Raw genomic sequence first — 15,859 nt, 5'->3', positions numbered from 1 at the left:
ATGTCAATACAAATCGTCATTCTAGGGTTGTTAAAATCGAACGATCAGCATCCTTATGAAATTAAAAAAATTATAAAAGAGAACAAGTGGGACCAATTTTTCGATATGACAGATGGAAACCTATATTATTCCATAGAAAGTCTTAAAAAAAAGAATTATATTCAGTCCATAAAAACAGAGAAGGTGGAGAAGCGGCCTAATCGTACGATCTATTCAATTACTTCGGAAGGGCATAACCATTTGATCAACTTAATTTATGAGGTTTTTGAAACTCAGAAAATGGATGGGCGGTCGCTCTATCCGGCGCTGCTATTTGTTGATTACGTAAACTTAGACAAAGTATCGGAGCTTATTACTTCATGGATCGTGAACCTTGAACGTGTATTAGACGACAATCCGCCTTCAGGTTCTGAATTGGCAGCTGCCATTCACAGTCATTACTACGGAATGTTAAACTTTCATCTGAAATGGCTAAAGAATGTACAAGATATAATAAGGGAGCGGATTTCAGATTAATTATTTTTTTTTAGGGGAAAGTGATAGTTGCAGAGAGGCGACATAAAATCAATGAATTGATATGATAGAAATATCGTTACATTATATAAAGCTATAAAATGACTATTACAGGAGGCTAAAAGTTATGTCAGATTCAAAATTTGCGACAGCCATTAATTGCATGGATGGAAGAGTTCAACAGCCGGTATTTGAGTGGATGAAAGAACAGTTTTCAGTTGAGTACATAGATATGATTACTGAGGCTGGTCCGAACAAAGTGCTGTTAGAAGGAACAGAGCGAGAGGTTGAATCCATACAGTCCAGAGTTCAAGTTTCTTATGAAGCCCATGGCTCAGAGGTAGTGGCGATTGTAGGGCATTATGGCTGTGCAGGGAACCCGGTTCCGAAAGATGAATTGTTTGGGCAGATTGAAAAGTCTGTGGAGAAAATTAAAAACTGGGGACTGGAAGTCAAGGTTCTTGGGCTTTATGTGAATGAAAATTGGGAAGTAGAAGTTGTAAAGGAATAGTTGAAAGTGAAAAGAAGAAGTCCATTGGGCTTCTTTTTTAGTTACAATTGATTGAACCAATAAGGAGCTGGGCAATTGATTTGCCCAGCTCCTTATTATATCAAAACCGTTTAGATGTAAATTTAAATGTATACTTCTCACTTCTGAAATAGAGACGAGTATATTCAAAAATTGTATCATCATCCAAATATGCCCATAAATTCATGGTTAGAATTGACGCGTCACCTTCTAACAGGAGAATTCTCTTCAATTCTTCATTAGGGGATAACGGTAGAATCTCTCCTTGACGTTCTTTAATGATATAGCCTTTGTTTTCCACGTATTCGTATTTAGAACGAGTCATCACTTCTACTGACAAATCTGGAAATAGGGAAACTGGCATGTATGTTTCCTCCAAAATCATCGGTTCGTCATCCACACAACGCAGTCTCCGAATAAAAAAGACCTTTTCCCCTTGGTTAAGTTCTAAAGTTTCTCTTACCTGATCACTAGGTTCTTGCATGTGAAAATCAAGCACTTGGTTTGTTGGTGTTTGATTTAAATGGGTCATTTCTTCAGTAAAGCTTTGCAACCTGTATATATCGTGTTCGATTTTCTGGTTTTTTACATATGTACCGCTTCCGCGAACCTTATAAAGTATGTCTTCATTTACTAGTTGTTGAATGGATTGACGAATTGTTACTCTGCTGACCTGATATTTTTCAGCTAGTTTTTTCTCCGAAGGAATAGCTTCATCTTTATTAAGCTTTGCGGTAATGATCTCTTTTTTTATCTTACTTGCTACTTGTTTATATAACGGTGTATTTGAATTCATTTATGTCACCACCAAGGTTATGTGTTTGTAGTTGTATTAATCACTAATACAACTATAAACGAATATGAAATTATTTTCATCCTTCTATGTTGTAAAATCATTTTTATTCCTATTTAGTATATAAATTAATACAAGTTTAATGCATATTTGGTATTGAATTAGTATTATTATAATGATATAAATAGTGTAAGAGATGAATAGGAAGGGGCATTTTATGAAAAAACAGCGCTTAGTTGTAGTAGGCAGTGGAAGCACTTATACAATGGGTATGATGATGAGCTTAATTGAAGAAAAAGAACGGTTCCCCTTAAAAGAAATCATATTCTACGATATTGATGAACAACGCCAGGAGCGAAATGCAAGAGCAACTGAAATTTTATTTAAAGAACGCTATCCTGAATTAGAATCTTTCTCCTGTACGACGGACAAAGAAACAGCTTTTAAACAGGCGGACTTTGTATTTGTGCAAATCCGTACTGGTGGCTTAGCCATGCGAGAGCAGGATGAACAGATTTCCCTAAAACACGGGGTAGTAGGTCAGGAAACATGCGGTCCTGGGGGAATGGCTTATGGGCTGAGGTCAATTGGAGATATGATTGAACTTGTAAATGACGTTCGTGCCTATTCACCCAATGCTTGGATTTTAAATTATACAAATCCAGCCGCAATCGTAGCGGAGGCACTTAACAGGGAATTTCCTAATGATCATCGCATCCTCAATATTTGTGATATGCCAATTGCCATTATGATCAGTTACGCTAAGATTCTTGATCTCAATGTATGGGACATTGTACCGGAATACTTTGGGTTAAATCACTTTGGCTGGTTCACAAAAATTTATGACAAAGAAGGCAATGACCATACAGAGCGTTTAAAAAGACTTATTATTGAAACAGGCTTCACCCCAGAGGATGAGGCAATTGCTCATGATATCTCCTGGCAGAAGACATTTGAACAGGCACGCCAAATGCTGATTGATTTTCCGGAATTTCTACCTAATACGTACTTGCAATATTACTTATACCCCGAAGCCATGGTAGAAAAAGAGGACCCCAGCCGCACGCGGGCACGACAAGTCATAGAAGGGCGCCAGAAGCACGTTCATGATCTATGTGATCGTATCATCATGAAAGAGACAGCCGAAGGAGAAGATTTAGATGTTGATATTCATGGTGTCTTTATGGTTAGGGCAGCTGAATCTCTGGCCTATAATTTAAATAAACGATTCATAGTTATGGTGGAAAACAATGGTGTTATTCCTAATTTGCCAGTGGAGGCTATGGTTGAAGTACCAGCTCTTTTGACAAGCCAGGGACCTAAGCCATTTTCTGTTGGTGAGATTCCTATTTTTTATAAGGGGCTTATTGAAGGTCAGTTAGCTTATGAACAGCTAGTTGTTGACGCCTATTTTGAAAGAAGTTATCAAAAGCTTGTTCAGGCACTTACATTAAACCGCACAGTAGTCAATGTTTCTAAGGCTAAGGAGATTGTCGATGATTTGATCGCTGCCAATGAAAAATACTGGCCGGAAATTAAGAAAAATACGGAATCATTTTTTCAGACAACATCTGATAGTAATAATTAGAAAAGAGAAGGGGATATCATGAAAAAGCTTATTATTAATGCAGATGATTTTGGCTATTCAAGAGGGGTGAATTACGGAATCATTGATTCTTATCAGTATGGTGTGCTAACTTCGACAACTTTTATGTCAAACATGCCAGGGGCAGACCACGCGGCTGAACTGGCCAAGCAAAACCCAGGGCTTGGAGTAGGAGTGCACCTCGTTTTAACTTGTGGGAGACCTCTATTGGCTAATCATCGAACGATCGTTGATTCAAAAGGGGACTTCAGAAAGCTAGCCTTTTACAAGGGGGCTTTTACGATTGATTATGATGAAGTGTATTTCGAATGGAAGTCGCAAATTGAAAAATTCCTCTCCTATGGTTTACAACCAACTCATTTAGATAGTCATCATCATATCAACTCATTTGGTGACATATCTCAGGTGTTTCTGCAGCTAGCTAAAGAGTATAACTTGCCTGTTCGTAATAATATGGAGCAGAAAGAAGTGAAAACAACAGATTTTTTTGCTTATTTAATTGAAAGCGCTTTAAAAGATGAGCAGGCCCTTAATGAGTTATTTAGGGAACATGATACAGTCGAAGTCATGTCCCATCCAGCTTATTTAGATAAACCGCTGCTCTCGACGTCTTCCTTCACCTATCCAAGGGTGGATGAAGTGGAGTTTTTAACAGATCCAGGAATTTTGGGCTTGATTCAGGGGCGGACAGATATTCAATTGACCACGTTTAAGGGACTTTTAAAGCCGATCATATGAGGAGGAACGAAAAATGAAAAGCTTTTTGCAAAAGTTTGGAAAGTCGTTATTAATTCCCATTGTTGCTTTGCCTATTGCTGGGTTGCTGCTGCGAATCACAGCTGAAGATATGCTTGATATCCCTTTGTTTCAGGCTTCTGGGGTTATTTTAGCGCAAATGGATGCACTAATTGCCATTGGTATTGCTATGGGCTTAGCAAAGGCAAAGGATAAGGGGATACCGGCACTTACAGGCTTCCTGGCTATTATCGTTTTAGAAGAAGGGCTCAAGATTATGGACCCTGAGCTGAATATGAGCGTTTTTGGCGGGGTCCTAGCGGGTTTAATAGCAGCTTATATTTATAATAAATTTAAAGATACAAAGCTTCCTAGTATGTTTGCTTTTTTCAGTGGTGAAAAGTTCCCGATTACGATGATTATTTTCACGATGATTCCGGTAGCTGGAGTTATGGCCTTGATTTGGCCTTATGCTCAAGCTGGAATTGATGCCTTCAGTCAAACTTTGATGGGGCTTGGAGCACTGGGAGTATTTATATTTGGATTCTTAAATCGATTTTTACTGCCATTTGGCTTGCATCATGTGATTAATACGTACGTTTACTTTGGTTTAGGTGAATATGAAACCGCTTCCGGTGAGGTCGTAACTGGTGAAATTACACGATTTCTCAGTGGTGACCCAACTGCAGGGTACTTTATTGGCGGATTTTTCATTACCATGATGTTCGGTATTCCTGCCATCGCGCTAGCCATTACGAAGGCTGCAAGAAAAAGGAAACAGGAGACGAAATCTCTGATGTCTTCAGGTGCAGCTACGTCGGTTGTAACGGGGATTACCGAACCTATTGAATTTACTTTTCTTTTTACCTCACCATTATTATACTTTCTGCATTCCATTTACACTGGTTTAGCAGGAGCTGTTCTTTACCTGCTTCACATCAGGCATGGGTTCTCTTGGGGAGCAGGAGCAATTGACTACTTCTTGAATCTTAATCTATCAGATGGAGGGTTGTGGATTATCCCCATAGGGCTTGTTTTCTCTGCTCTTTATTATTTCACCTTCTATACGATTATCGTTAAGAAGGATATACCGTTAATTGGAAGAGAACACGACCTCGAATTTGATGAAGTAGCTTCTAGTAAGGAAGAGGATTTAGAATTATCCCACTCAAACCATGAATATATGGCTAAGAAGATTCTTCAGTCTATTGGTGGAAAAGAAAATGTCATAACGAATGATCATTGCATGACACGTTTGCGGCTGGAATTAAAGGACACAGATGTGGTTGATGAAAAGCGAATCAAACAAACTGGTGCCCATGGTGTAGTAAAAATCGATAAACAAAATATACAAATTGTTATTGGCTCAGAAGCAACAACTGTAAAAAGTGAATTAGATAAGTATCTGGGAGAATAACCAAATAACCCCACCTCAGGTCATCCAAATAATGGATGACCTGAGGTGGGGTAAAATTCCTTTATAAAAAGGTGAAGTGTGTTTTATTGGTTATATCTTCAGAGGGGCGGCCATCCGATCCTGCACTGTTCTTCTTCCATTTCTTTGGTCTTTCTGAAACGATGCCGATCTTACGCTGTTGTACTTCTATTACACTCCTGGTGATTGCTTGAATAGATAAAATTAGTAAGATGTAAAGAGTAAGGACAGGAATAATTAACCAATATTGTCCCGTCATAATACCAATTCTCATATTTTCGAACAGCGCTGTCCATTCATAGATCAAAGATTGATCCGGCTGTCCTTTCAATCCGCCACCTAAGAAAATGCCGAAAACCCCCAAATGGACAAATACTTGCAGCACCTGAATCATTTGCTGACCCAATAAATAGACGATTTTTGGCAATAGCGAAATGGAAATATGGCTAAAGAATATTCTAGTTTTACTTGCTCCTAATAGTAAGGAAGATTGGATATACTCACTTTTCAGAAGAGCGTTTGACTCCCTGCCAATGGTGTTAAGCGTTACAGGAATCACAAATACAACAAGCACGATAACTTCCAATATGACATTCGGGATGATTAAAGACTCAGCCATAGCCCTTCTATCTTCATCGAAAAGAACGACATTTACTAATAATACATAGGCAATAAGGGAAAGAGGTAAGAATTGCATTCCGTCAGCTATTTTACTTATAGCATTTCTTGAACGCTCTCCCAGCCAAAACATATATGGAATCGTTAGTATATAACCGAAAAGAACCCTTAACAAGGCAATTAAAAGTGAAAACAGAATCGTATATTTGGCCCCGCTGGCCAGCATTTCAAAAATAGGATAACCATAGGTGTCCGACCCCAGAAATAGAACCCCTGGGGGATGAGGTGGAGCATGATAGGCACCGCTTTCATCTTGAAAGACACCCACTCTCTCTACGTTAGGATCTTTGAAGTAACTATATACCAGACTGGCTGCAGCTAATCCTCCAATGTAAAGCATCCCTAAGACAAACTTAGGTTTTCGAAGTAGTTTTAACCATCCTTCCCAGAAAGAATATATCTGGGAGCTTACCTTATCGATAGTCACGCGTCTTGAGAAAGATATTCCCGAGAATAATTTTTTTCCTCTCAATAATCTTTCGTTATTCTCGAATGGGGAGGATTGGTTCATTTTAAGACTCCACTCGAGAAATTGAAAGATTATATAAAAAGGTGTAAAGATCATGACGAGCGCTACTGTAATCGTAAATGGCCTGCTGTCAAAAAAGATGAGCCGAACAATTCCGTAGAAATTGTGTAAGTATTCTACGACTAATAAGCTGGACAAGGTGGCCCAAATAATAGGCTTTGATTGAATCACAAGATTTCTTTTTATATTACGTACACAATGTTGAAGGAGAATATACATGCTGCTGAATCCCCTGCTTTTGGCTAGCTGTACATAGTCCTTGCTCCATTCTTCTTCGAATAACAACAAGATGACTTTATAGAATAAAACGGTTGGCAGTATACAGAGAGAAAGAATGGGTGATAAATAAATTTTTTCCTCTCCCAAATAAACAAATTCAAATAGAAGAATCCCAGAGTATTTGTAAAACCATACGACTAACATTTGCAGCATAAAAATAAACAGAATATCAGGAAATGCTTCTAAACCGTTTAACAAGCGGTGGATTACTTTCCTTGGTTTGGAAGGAAGGTGAAAGGTAGATAATGCTAGTAAAAAACTTACGATCAAGGCAATGAACAGGGCAGAGAAAAGAATGGTCATGGAATAAGTATAGTGGTCGTAAACATACGCAAATAAAGGTCTTTCAACGTAATCATAATTTAAATATAGCCTAAAGGACCATTCTGATGGGGTGAAAATCTTGTAGACAACCTCCCCTACACTTTGAAAATAAGTGAAAGGGTCAAAATTATACCTTTTTTGAAAAAGTGCAGGGATAGAACTGATTAAAATGATCCCAATAACTCCTAGAAGGTATTGGCTAACCAATTTAGCAATGAATTTCATCTGTACACCACCAGTAGAAAAATGACAGAACGTTATATCTTAATAGACCAAGCTTTCCTTTTTTAGGTAGACTCTTTTTTCTATCATTCAGATAAGTCTTTTACTGAATCGAACCATGTCAAGCGCCTGAATACCGTTCTCGTATATCGGCTCAGGATAGCGGGTGAAGAAATCCTTGATTATTCCATCCATCCGAAAACCTGCTTTTTGATAGAAGGCGAGATTGGCAAGGCTTGAATTAGACGTGCCGACAACCATATTGTGGAATCCCTTTTCTTTATACATTTGGAAAGCACTGTCCAAAACTCGTTTTCCGAACCCTTGTCCCTGATTCTCAGGGCGAATAGCAATGTTTTTCACTTCAACAGTGTGTGGGGAGGGGAAAATAAATAGGCAGACCCCTATCGTTTGTTTCTCATACTTAATTGCGTACATTTCCCCTTCGTCGATATACTCATTAATAATCTCCTCTGTCTCATCTGCTAGCAGAAGATACGGTAAAAAGTCTTGTCTCTTTTGAACAAGTGTCAGTGTGATTGAATTTTCCATAGAAACCTCCTTAACTAAGACAGCTTTTCTCTAAGCTGCACGAAATCATAATGACTTAGTTGATGACGATGAATTTTAGCACTTTTTCCATCACCATAATAAATGTGGAGATAGCCCTCTTTTTCGACCCATTTATTTAGAGAAACCAAAGGAATTTCTTTCTCGTAAGGATAAATGCCAGGGCGAATAAATAGTATGTCTTCGTCAATTCTAACGTACGATAATTTGTGAATGTTCATAAAGGATATGGCTAAATAAATACTAATTCCGGATGTAATAATATGAAGGATGAAGACAAAAAGTAGAGTCTCTGCCAAATAAATATCGAAGCAGATTAACACGATATTTATTGCAGCGACTGCCAGCCATGCCAAACCTAGAAGCTTTTGATCTGAAAAGTTCATAGAAAACTGATGCTCCACGTCAATCAACCTTTCCTTTCTGCAGCATATAATTGAGTAAGAAGCCTACTTTTTCTGAAAAATCATTGTCTTAACTATACGAATAATGAGGAAGTTGGTTTCAAAAATGTTAGAATAATCTAAAAGGACAGGGAAGGAGTATGTGTGATGCAAAAGAAGGTCTCCGTGGCAGGATGGTTGTTGTTCATTATTGGCGCATGCTTTTGGATAGCAGATGTAAACTTTCCTTTTGTTGATATTGACTCTGTGCTAGTAGGGATAGGGGCTGTATTGTTGCTCATCTCGGGATTGATGAAGATGAAAGATCAGCAAATGGAGTGACCATTTTCACTCGATCTTCTAACTTACCTCACATTTTTCGAAAAGTCTGTTGTGGTTTCTGTGCGCCCTTTAGAACGGTAGATTGTACAAGCGCCCTTCTTGAAATCCCTGAAAAAGCTGGTCCAGCCTTTTCACATTGAATAGATGCAAACTCTGCCAGTATGCCGTGAGCGTTATTTTCACCATACTATTCAATCCATTGGTGGAAAATATTAGGCCCTGTCTACTGCATCATCACTTTTATCGCCCATGCTCTCCCCCCGAAAACCAATTTCAGTCCATTGATAAATTAAACATTTCCGTTAATACACTTTTTCTGCCCCTTCTACATTTTCAGGCAGAGTAATAAATAGTAGTCCATGAATTTTAGTACGAGGAGAGATGAATATGGGAGTGAAATTCTGGGGTGAAATAGATGAGGATGTAAATGAAATGATTGACATTTACAGCAATTCATTTGAAGACACAAAACCAGAACAAGTCTTAGAAATGATAACAAAACATGTTACATATAAAGGTTTTTCCGGTGTGAAATATGTGGACGAAAATGGGGGTGCCCTGGGATTTGCATATGGTTATACGTCATTCCCCGGGCAATATTACCGTGAAAAAATAGCAGCACAGTTGACTGATAAGGAAATTCAACAATGGCTTACTGACTGCTTTGAGCTTGTAGAGTTAGCTGTTGAACCTGCCAGTAGAAAAAAAGGTATTGGCCGACTGTTGCATGATGAATTATTGCAGACTGTCAACCATACCACCTCCATACTTACGACCTCTATAGATAATGTCCCGGCGATTGAATTGTATAGACAGAGTGGATGGCAAGTGGTGAAAGAACATGCAGTTGTCATACCTGAAGTTCCACCATTACTAGTGATGGGGAAAGAGCTACGGTATTCCTGATGTTTCCTTAAACAATGACTTGTGCATAAAGATGTATGAAATTGTAAACCTAGTAAGGATAGTCTCTATACTGACGAAGGATATTACCCGGTAAGCCCCCTTCCCCCATGTTACCGTTTTCCTGCCATTATGGTACCATGGTAGTAGTGTTCTGAAATGGAATTTTTTCAGAAAAAGGAGTAGTGAAAATGGAACAACAAGACAAAATGTATGATCTCATCGGGGTAGGAGTGGGCCCCTTTAACCTAAGCCTGGCTGCACTTCTCGACGAAATAGAAGATATTACTAGTGTTTTCTTCGAACAGAACGATCACTTTGACTGGCATCCGGGCATGCTCATTGAAGGTACGAAAATGCAGGTGCCTTTCCTCGCAGACCTCGTCACGATGGCCGATCCAACCAACAAACATAGCTTTCTCAACTACATTAGCCAAAACGACCGCATGTATCAATTTTATTTTTTACAACGACTCGACATACCGCGCCGTGAATATAACGAATACTGCCAATGGGTCTCAAAAAGACTTCCAAGCTGTCAATTTGGCCAACGTGTCACTGACGTGCGTCATATCCAGGATAACGAGGAATACTTTCAAGTCGAAGTCCTCAATCTTGCCACCAACCAGACGAGCGAATTTAAGGCACGGCACCTCGTTATGGGTACGGGGACTGTTCCTGTTATGCCGAAATCGTTGAGGAATTTACCTGACGCAGACGTGTTCCACACCGCAGATTTCCTCCCTAATCAGGATCGCTGTCGAAACGCTAATTCGATCACTGTCGTTGGCTCAGGACAGAGCGCCGCCGAAACGTTTCGAGAACTTTTAAAAGAACAGAAAGATTACGGCTACCGTATCGACTGGATCACCCGCTCACCAGGGTTCGCTTCAATGGAAGAGTCTAAACTGAGTCTTGAGCATTTTTCACCTGATTATGTGAACTATTTTTACCAATTACCACAGAAGCAAAAAGACGAGATTTTTGCTAACCAGGGCTTGTATTATAAAGGAATCAGCAATCACACGATTAATGATATCTATAATCTTTTATATGAGCATTCGATAGGCGGGGATGAGCTTGATGTCGGCCTTCAAGTACTTAGTGAAGTGAAGGATATTACACCGAAACCGTCAGGCAGCGGATACGAAATCACCTGCTATCATACGCAAAAGAAAGAAGAATTCACTCATGAAAGTGAGGTAGTAATTACGGCAACCGGGTATAAACCGAACGTGCCGGATTTCGTCCATCACCTTGGTGATTTCCTCGAGTGGGATGAAGAGGGACGCTATAAAGTTGAGCACGATTATCGGCTGCAGAAAGCAGCTGAGTCCAGCAATGAAATTTATGTGCACAGCGGCATTTCCCATACACATGGTGTTGGCTCAACGAATCTAGGCCTCTCTGTTCATCGAAATAAAGTGATTATTAATCATTTAATGGGGCGGAAAGTTTACTCGTTACCTGAAAATAATATCTTCCAGAACTTTGGATTATAATCTTCGCAAAAAGGTCAGCATGCTGCTGGCCTTTTTTTCATGATGAAAGGAGATGTGTGGAACTTCAGGGGCATTTGCACGAAATGGCGATTTATTGCACAAATCAGTTCATAGACGACTATTCCTCGGTTAAGATCCCTAATGACCAGTAAGGAAAAATTCAGAAACTTCTCCTCAACCTATTGACAATTTCCATATTAAAAGTAATAATAGCATAATTATACGGTTTAATTAATAATTATACATTTATATACGAAAGGAGCAAAAAGATTGAAGGCAGGAATCGTTGGAGCTACCGGATATGGCGGTGTTGAATTATATCGACTGCTATCCTCTCATGCGCATATTGAATCGATCACATTATATTCCTCCACTCAGTCGGGGGAAGGGATAAGTGAATCATACAGTCATTTGAATACAGCACAAGATCAACTGCAGCCATTGGAACCAGCTGCTATGAAGGCTGATCTTGACGTTATCTTTTTAGCCACACCAGCAGGAGTGTCCAGTAAGCTCACACCGGATCTCCTCGGCGGAAAAGCTAGGGTGATTGACTTATCTGGAGATCTTCGTCTTTCGGATCAGGAGGTCTATACAAAGTGGTATAAGAAGGAGGCAGCACCTCAATCGGTCCTTCAGCAAGCTGTCTATGGTTTACCTGAATGGAATAAGGAATCTATACAGTCGGCGGAACTGATTGCTAATCCGGGTTGTTTTCCGACAGCGGCACTGCTTGGTTTAGGACCATTAATAAAAGAGAAGCTGCTGGACCCGAGCCGAATCGTTATTGATGCCAAAACCGGTGTATCAGGAGCAGGGAAAAATCCGAATCCCTTGACCCATTTTGCTCATACTCAGGAAAACGTCCAGATTTATAAGGTTAATCAACATCAACATATTCCGGAAATAGAGCAGCAGCTTACTGTCTGGGAGAAATCAATGGAGCCCGTATCGTTTTCTACCCACTTAATCCCAATGACCAGGGGGATTATGACGACGATGTATGGTGAATTGAAAAGTTCTCATTCAACTGAGCAGTTGCACGATTGTTTGACAGCCTCTTACAGAGATCAGCCGTTTATAAGAGTGCGTAAGCCGGGTCACTTGCCGAGTACAAAGGACGTTTATGCCTCGAACTACTGCGATATCGGCGTAACGGTCGATGATCGGACTCAACGGGTGACGATTGTATCTGTCATTGACAATTTGATGAAAGGGGCAGCGAGTCAGGCTGTCCAAAATATGAATCTAGCAGCAGGGATCGAAGAAACGACGGGGCTACTTCATATTCCTGTTTATCCATAAGGAATGAAAGGGAGGAGAATTTGATGCAGAGTACGGAGGCATACAAGATTGAGAGAATTGAAGAAGGAACGATTTCTACACCTGTCGGGTTTAGTGCAGGAGGAATACACAGTGGCCTCAGGCGTGCCAAGAAAGATTTCGGATTACTGATGAGTGACCAGCCTGCCTCCGTCGCAGCTGTTTATACGCAAAGTCATTTTCAAGCTCCTCCGCTTCAAGTCACAAAGGAAAGCATTGAAGAATCAGGCCAAATTCAGGCGGTTGTCGTCAACAGTGCTATTGCTAATGCCTGTACAGGTGAACAAGGGTTAGCAAACGCCTATAAAATGAGGGAGCTTCTATCACAACAACTCTCTATTTCAAAAAGCTACATTGCCGTTGCCTCAACAGGGGTAATCGGAGAACAGCTCCAAATGGATAAAATCGAGCACGGCACTCAACATGTGCAAGCAACAAAGAATGGAGCCAGTGATTTTCAGCAAGCGATCTTAACCACTGATACTTGTGAAAAGAAAGCGTGTTACCAGGTGGATATTGATGGGAAAACGGTAACGATTGCGGGCGCGGCCAAAGGTTCAGGGATGATTCATCCAAACATGGCCACGATGCTCGGTTTTATTACAACAGATGCCTCCATTTCATCGCAGCATCTCCAATCAGCATTAAGTGTTTCGATTGAAAAATCTTTTAATCAAATCACCGTTGATGGTGAAACATCCACCAATGACATGGTACTTGCGCTTGCCAATGGCCGTATAAATCATCAAACGCTTACGCCGCAGCATTCCGAATGGCCAGCCTTTCAGCAAGCTCTTCAGCAAGTATGTGAGGATTTAGCCAAACAAATTGCTAAAGATGGGGAAGGGGCTACTAAGTTAATCGAAGTCAACGTTACGGGGGCTGTATCGAATGAAGAGGCGAGAATCATTGCTAAGAACGTCGTCGGTTCAAACCTTGTCAAGACAGCGATCTATGGAGCGGATGCTAACTGGGGCCGGATCGTCGGTGCGATTGGCTACAGCCAGGCTAAGGTTAATGCGGATAGCTGCAGTATTTCTATTGAAGGCCAACTGGTATTCAGCGATGGCACGCCCTGTACTTTTTCAGAGGAGCAAGCGAAACAAGACTTGAGTAAAGAGGAAGTGACGATAGACATTGAGCTTTATGAAGGGAGCGGAACTGGAACGGCTTGGGGGTGCGATTTGACGTATGATTATGTCAAAATCAACGCTAGCTATCGAACGTGACCTTGAGCAGAAGCCTGTTGTGGTAGTAAAGCTTGGTGGAAGCATGCTGGATCAGTTATCGGAAGATTTTTACCAGAGCTTTGCGGAGCTTCGTAAGCATTACCATTGTGTCATTGTCCATGGCGGTGGACCGGCTATTACCTTGATGCTGGACCGTTTGAATATAGAAAGCGAATTCTACGAGGGCTTCCGAAAGACAACAAAAGAAACACTTGAAGTTGTGGAGATGGCTTTGAGTGGAAAGGTGAACGCGCAAATAACGGCTGATCTTGCTCAACAATCCATACGGGCAATTGGATTAAAAGGTTCTGATGCGATGATGCTGACAGCGAAGCTCATCGACCAGGAGAAATGGGGTTATGTAGGAACTATAGAACATGTAGAAACAGACTTGCTCCTTCGTTGCCTAGATGCTGGTTACATGCCTGTCATTGCCCCGCTAGGCAAAACGTCTGAAGGGCAAACGGTTAATATCAACGCTGATGTGGCTGCCGCGGCAGTGGCGAAGGCCTTGAGTGCAGAGAAATTATTATTTGTAACAGATGTTCCCGGCATTATACGAGAGGGAGCTGTTATTGAAGATACTACACCAGAGGACATTGAGTCCCTTATACAAACAGGCTTGATTCATGGCGGTATGGTCCCAAAAGTGAATGCAGCGGTAGAGGCTTTATCAGGTCAGCTGCAGGAAGTCATGATTGTAAGTGGTGAACATCCATTGATCGAACACAATCAGATGAAAGGAACAAGGATCCGAGCGAGACGAAAGGAAGAAGTCTAATGAGTTTATTTCCAACCTATAAACGATTTCCATTAACGATTGAGTCAGGAAAAGGTACAACGGTTGTCGATGATCAAGGAAACGAATACTTGGATTTTGTTTCAGGTATAGCTGTATGCAATTTGGGCCATCGCCCCCCTGCAGTACAGCAAGCCGTTGAGGAACAGCTCGATAAGCTATGGCATGTATCGAACTTGTATCAAATACCACTGCAGCAAGAAGCTGCGGAGTTTTTGACAAACGTTACTAATCTCGACTGCGTCTTCTTTTGTAATAGTGGAGCAGAAGCTAATGAAGCAGCGATCAAGCTGGCGAGAAAACATACAGGCAGGGAAAAAATTATCACGTTTACGAATTCATTCCATGGCCGAACGTTCGCAACTATGAGCGCAACTGGACAGGAGAAGGTTCAAGAAGGGTATGGAACTATGCTGCCTACGTTCGAATATCTCCCATATAACGAAATGGAAGCTCTAAAAGATCTCCAGGGTGAAGATATAGCAGCCATTATGGTTGAGGTCATTCAAGGAGAAGGGGGGCTTGTTGAAGGAACAGCATCCTTTCTTGAAGCTGTTCAGGAAAAATGCCGGAAACTCGGGGCCCTGCTCATTATTGATGAAGTGCAAACAGGCATTGGACGCACTGGTGCCCCTTTTGCCTTTCAGCAAGCTGAACTTGACCCCGATATTGTGACAGCAGCCAAGGGATTGGGAAGCGGCTTTCCAGTCGGAGCCATGATCGGTAAAGCAACCCTGGCAGAGTCCTTTACCCCAGGATCACACGGGACAACATTTGGAGGAAATCCGTTAGCTATGGCTGCTGTAAAAGCGACACTTGAGACCATTTTTAACTACCATTTTTTACAGGAAGTAAAAGAGAAGGGTGCTTTTTTTCAAGAGGAATTACAATTGCGCCTGCTTCCTCTATCAAACGTTCAGGAAGTGCGCGGACAGGGATTAATGATTGGAATAGAAGTGAAGGGCTCTGTTCCCTCAATTATTGAAGAATTAAGGGATCAAGGCTTACTGGCAGTTCCTGCAGGAGCCCAAGTACTGCGTCTGCTCCCGCCCCTGAATGTTTCTTATGATGAATTACAGACTGCAGTCCAGCAGCTGGAGAACGTGCTCAAACAAAACAAAGCAGCAAACGAAGAGGAATTGAGCTCAAACCGATAATTTATTTC

Annotated in this window: 16 protein-coding genes; 12 read left to right on the top strand and 4 right to left on the bottom strand. The window is 40.9% G+C overall.

Going from position 1 to position 15,859, the window contains the following annotated elements; translation table 11 throughout:
• Positions 1–516, top strand: a complete 516-nt coding sequence (locus G6R08_RS08985) for a PadR family transcriptional regulator (protein ID WP_163527673.1) — start codon at positions 1–3, stop codon at positions 514–516.
• 124 nt (positions 517–640) lie between these two features.
• A complete protein-coding gene (locus G6R08_RS08980) occupies positions 641–1,024 on the top strand; it encodes a carbonic anhydrase (RefSeq protein WP_163527672.1) in 384 nt (127 codons plus the stop codon).
• Between the two features lie 100 nt (positions 1,025–1,124).
• On the opposite strand, the gene G6R08_RS08975 is transcribed toward G6R08_RS08980, so the two are convergent.
• Positions 1,125–1,838 carry a GntR family transcriptional regulator gene (locus tag G6R08_RS08975; protein WP_163527671.1) on the bottom strand — a complete coding sequence of 238 codons (714 nt, stop codon included), beginning with the start codon at positions 1,836–1,838 and terminating at the stop codon, positions 1,125–1,127.
• Positions 1,839–2,052: 214 nt separating this feature from the next.
• Here G6R08_RS08975 and G6R08_RS08970 point away from each other — a divergent pair, with 214 nt between their 5' ends.
• From G6R08_RS08970 to G6R08_RS08960, 3 genes are read left to right on the top strand one after another with little or no spacing between them, the layout of a single operon-like run.
• Positions 2,053–3,423, top strand: coding sequence for a 6-phospho-alpha-glucosidase (locus G6R08_RS08970; protein WP_163527670.1), 1,371 nt, complete (start codon positions 2,053–2,055; stop codon positions 3,421–3,423).
• Positions 3,424–3,441: 18 nt separating this feature from the next.
• Positions 3,442–4,179 carry a chitin disaccharide deacetylase gene (gene chbG, locus G6R08_RS08965; protein ID WP_163527669.1) on the top strand — a complete coding sequence of 246 codons (738 nt, stop codon included), beginning with the start codon at positions 3,442–3,444 and terminating at the stop codon, positions 4,177–4,179.
• A gap of 13 nt (positions 4,180–4,192) precedes the next feature.
• Positions 4,193–5,593, top strand: coding sequence for a PTS transporter subunit EIIC (locus tag G6R08_RS08960; RefSeq protein WP_163527668.1), 1,401 nt, complete (start codon positions 4,193–4,195; stop codon positions 5,591–5,593).
• 61 nt (positions 5,594–5,654) lie between these two features.
• On the opposite strand, the gene G6R08_RS08955 is transcribed toward G6R08_RS08960, so the two are convergent.
• The 3 genes from G6R08_RS08955 to G6R08_RS08945 all read right to left on the bottom strand — a co-directional run bounded on the left by G6R08_RS08955 (position 5,655) and on the right by G6R08_RS08945 (position 8,617).
• Complete coding sequence (locus G6R08_RS08955) at positions 5,655–7,646, bottom strand: hypothetical protein (protein ID WP_163527667.1); 1,992 nt, start codon at positions 7,644–7,646, stop codon at positions 5,655–5,657.
• 87 nt (positions 7,647–7,733) lie between these two features.
• Positions 7,734–8,195, bottom strand: a complete 462-nt coding sequence (locus tag G6R08_RS08950) for a GNAT family N-acetyltransferase (RefSeq protein WP_163527666.1) — start codon at positions 8,193–8,195, stop codon at positions 7,734–7,736.
• 14 nt (positions 8,196–8,209) lie between these two features.
• Complete coding sequence (locus G6R08_RS08945; protein WP_163527665.1) at positions 8,210–8,617, bottom strand: hypothetical protein; 408 nt, start codon at positions 8,615–8,617, stop codon at positions 8,210–8,212.
• Positions 8,618–8,764: 147 nt separating this feature from the next.
• Between G6R08_RS08945 and G6R08_RS08940 the strand changes: the two genes are divergently transcribed.
• The 7 genes from G6R08_RS08940 (at position 8,765) to G6R08_RS08910 (ending at position 15,851) form a co-directional block, all read left to right on the top strand.
• Positions 8,765–8,938, top strand: a complete 174-nt coding sequence (locus G6R08_RS08940) for a hypothetical protein (RefSeq protein WP_163527664.1) — start codon at positions 8,765–8,767, stop codon at positions 8,936–8,938.
• Between the two features lie 387 nt (positions 8,939–9,325).
• Positions 9,326–9,844 (top strand): GNAT family N-acetyltransferase, encoded by a 519-nt coding sequence (locus tag G6R08_RS08935; RefSeq protein ID WP_163527663.1) that lies wholly within the window; start codon positions 9,326–9,328, stop codon positions 9,842–9,844.
• 188 nt (positions 9,845–10,032) lie between these two features.
• Positions 10,033–11,343, top strand: a complete 1,311-nt coding sequence (locus G6R08_RS08930) for a lysine N(6)-hydroxylase/L-ornithine N(5)-oxygenase family protein (protein WP_163527662.1) — start codon at positions 10,033–10,035, stop codon at positions 11,341–11,343.
• Positions 11,344–11,613: 270 nt separating this feature from the next.
• On the top strand, positions 11,614–12,648 hold the full coding sequence (argC, locus tag G6R08_RS08925) for an N-acetyl-gamma-glutamyl-phosphate reductase (protein WP_163527661.1): 1,035 nt from the start codon (positions 11,614–11,616) through the stop codon (positions 12,646–12,648).
• Positions 12,649–12,671: 23 nt separating this feature from the next.
• A complete protein-coding gene (gene argJ, locus G6R08_RS08920; protein WP_163527660.1) occupies positions 12,672–13,895 on the top strand; it encodes a bifunctional ornithine acetyltransferase/N-acetylglutamate synthase in 1,224 nt (407 codons plus the stop codon).
• Complete coding sequence (gene argB, locus G6R08_RS08915; RefSeq protein ID WP_240339675.1) at positions 13,858–14,676, top strand: acetylglutamate kinase; 819 nt, start codon at positions 13,858–13,860, stop codon at positions 14,674–14,676. The genes argJ and argB overlap by 38 nt, the downstream gene beginning before the upstream one ends.
• Positions 14,676–15,851, top strand: a complete 1,176-nt coding sequence (locus G6R08_RS08910; RefSeq protein ID WP_163527659.1) for an acetylornithine transaminase — start codon at positions 14,676–14,678, stop codon at positions 15,849–15,851. The genes argB and G6R08_RS08910 overlap by 1 nt, the downstream gene beginning before the upstream one ends.
• The last annotated feature ends 8 nt before the right edge of the window (positions 15,852–15,859 follow it).

Origin of the sequence: Halobacillus ihumii (genome assembly GCF_902726645.1) — a bacterium.
Taxonomy (GTDB): Bacteria; Bacillota; Bacilli; order Bacillales; family Halobacillaceae; genus Halobacillus_A; species Halobacillus_A ihumii.
Note: the sequence above shows the minus strand (reverse complement) of the source record. Positions and strands in the feature narration are given on the sequence as shown.